Raw genomic sequence first — 2,528 nt, 5'->3', positions numbered from 1 at the left:
GCCCCCCGCCGACCGTCGTACCCCCCATACCCGTCATACCCTCGACGGCCACCGCTCCCTGGACGCCCTCACCCGCCGGGAGCGCGAGGTCGCCACCCTGGTCGCCCAGGGCCTGTCCAACCGGGAGATCGCCGAACGCCTCGTCATCTCCAAACGGACCGTGGACGCGCACGTCGAACACATCCTGGCGAAGCTCGGCATCACGTCGAGGACGGAGATCCCGACGACCGTCGGACCCTGAGGACTACGGGTATGACGAGGCAGGTCCACTAGGGGTACGTACGCATACGGCAATCCGCCCCGACCGGCGGCTAGGTGTACGGATCTTCCCGTCCCGGACTGCGCCGGCGCCCTCCGGTACGGGAGTCTGGTCGTGCCGCCCCGGGGACGGGAGGCGCCGGGTCGGACAGGCTGGACCCCCACGGCCACCGTCATGGCATGGCACCCGGCACCGCGCCTCCCCTCGGCGGCGACAAGCGGGGCTGCCCCTGGTCGGCGGGGCAGCCCCACCCCGGCGCCGCCCGACGGGAGCACACCGGCCTCCCGTCCGGCGGCGCCGTACGCCATCCTCCGGAGCGCCCTGCCGTACGGCGGTGATACGGCAGGGGAGTTGGGCAACTCGCCTACTTCTTGCGGAACTTGGCCGTCAGGGTGTGGTGTCGGCCGTCGGTGAAGCTGACGAGGGCCTCGCCGCCGGGGCTGCCCGCGTACGGCTTCCCGTCGAGCAACCACCCTGCGAGGACATGGCCCTTGGCGGGCTTCGCGGTCACGATCGCGGTGTCGCCGGCGGCGTACTTGCCGGGGCGGGACGCCGTGAGCGTGCCGTGGCCGTGCGGGCAGAGTTCGAGGGCGTACTTCTGCCGGGCGAAGACCGCTTCCAGACCCTGGTCCGTCTCGCCGACCCGGACGCCGACGAGCGAGAGGTCACCCGCGTGCGAGCCGCCGCTCAGCTTCCACCCGGCGAAGCTCCAGCCCGCCGAGGGGACGGCCTCGTACAGCAACTCGGTGCCCACGAAGAGGTCTTCGGCGGCGCGGGACTTCTTCGTCGCCCTCGCCCTGACCATCCCGCTGCCGGACTTCTTCGTCGTCACCTTCGCCGTAGGCGTCGCACCCTTCTTGAACACCGCTTGCAGCGTACGGTCGTTGGCGGTCGTGACCGCGAACCGGGTCGCCTTGGACGCCTGTTGCTTGCCGTCGAGCATCCAGTGGTCGAAGACGTACCCCTTGGCGGGGGTCGCCGTGAAGGAGACGGTCGCGCCCTGCGCGTACGGGCCCGGCGTTCCGGGCGTGACCGTGCCGGAGGAGGCCGGGGAGACGGACGTGGTGACGCCGCACAGCGAGTCGTCCGTGACGGCCTTGCGGTACGCCGCGACCGCCTTGCCGTTGGTGCCGAGGACGGCCGCCGAGTCCGCCGAGTCGATCTGCGTCATCGGCTTGCCGAGCACCAACCCCCGGTATTTCTGATGGGAGTTGGAGAACCGGTTGACCCGCCCGCAGGTGCCCTTCGTCGCCGTGCGGCAGCTCGATTCGTACGCCATCAGCGTCGAGAACTCGCCCTTCGCGGGGAAGTAGCCGCTCGCCCCGTTGTCGGGCTGCTTCGGGTCGGTCGTCCAGTCGTGGTTGGAGCCGAGGTTGTGGCCGATCTCGTGGCCGAAGGAGTAACTCGCGATCGCCGACTGGGCGACGACCGTGTACGTCCACTCCGACCAGGACGGCCCCGGCGGCGACGGAATGTACCCGATGCCGCCCGCCGCCGCGCCCCCGGCGATCACGCTGACCTGGTCCGCGCCGTACTTGTCGCGCAGCGCGGGCAGCGTGTCGGCGACCCCGTCACCCTTCTTCGCGAACGCGGCCAGCGAGGCGCTGGACACCGTGTCGTACGCCGCCGGCACGTCGACCGGCGTCGTGAACACCAGCCGCAGCCGGACCTTGATGCCGCTCACCGCGAACGCCTCGTTGGCCAGCGAGACCCCCTTCACGACCTGTGCGCGGATCTGGGCCTCACCGCCCGCCTCGGCCCTGGCCTTCGGGGTGTAGGCGACCAGCGTGTCCACGGTCGCGATGCCCGCGCCGCCCTTGCACTTCGCCCTGGGCGCCTTGCGGGCCCGAACTCCCGGTCCGGGCAAGGGGTTTGCGACACGGGGCGGGACGGCGTGGGGCTCGTGCTCGTCGACCAGGGGCGTCGTCTCGGAGATCAGGACCTTCCCGGGGCCGATCGCGCTGATGTCGAACAGGGCGCCGCCCAGGGCGAACTGGGCGCCCAGGTACTCGTTGCCCGGCTTGGTGTCGCAGCCGCCGGCCAGGGTGACGAGGACCGTCTGGTCGGTGGTGCCGGGGACCTCGCCGTGCCAGACGAGGTTCCCGCCGACCGTCTCGCGGCCGGTCTCCACGGCCTTCACCAGGACGTCGTCGAAGAGCGGGAAACGGACCTCGCGGCCCGGTCGCGGCGGCTCGCAGATCGGCGCGAGGCCGCTGTCCCGGACGGTGCCGGTGCGTTGGCGCACGGTGGTGCCGGGGGTGGAGGGGGT

3 protein-coding genes are annotated in these 2,528 nt (G+C 71.8%); 2 read left to right on the top strand and 1 reads right to left on the bottom strand.

Features of this window, described 5'->3' with window-relative positions; all coding sequences use genetic code 11:
• A partial coding sequence (locus AOK24_RS43515) for a response regulator transcription factor (protein ID WP_240554416.1) occupies nucleotides 1–241 on the top strand: 241 nt, incomplete at its 5' end.
• Nucleotides 242–438: 197 nt separating this feature from the next.
• Nucleotides 439–597 (top strand): hypothetical protein, encoded by a 159-nt coding sequence (locus AOK24_RS49040; protein ID WP_159052221.1) that lies wholly within the window; start codon nucleotides 439–441, stop codon nucleotides 595–597.
• 26 nt (nucleotides 598–623) lie between these two features.
• Here the strand turns inward: AOK24_RS49040 and AOK24_RS43510 are convergent.
• Nucleotides 624–2,528: InlB B-repeat-containing protein (locus tag AOK24_RS43510; RefSeq protein WP_206191374.1), on the bottom strand; the 1,905-nt coding region annotated here is incomplete at its 5' end.

This window comes from Streptomyces niveiscabiei, assembly GCF_001419795.1.
GTDB lineage: Bacteria > Actinomycetota > Actinomycetes > Streptomycetales > Streptomycetaceae > Streptomyces > Streptomyces niveiscabiei.
This window is presented reverse-complemented; position numbering and strand designations above follow the sequence as displayed.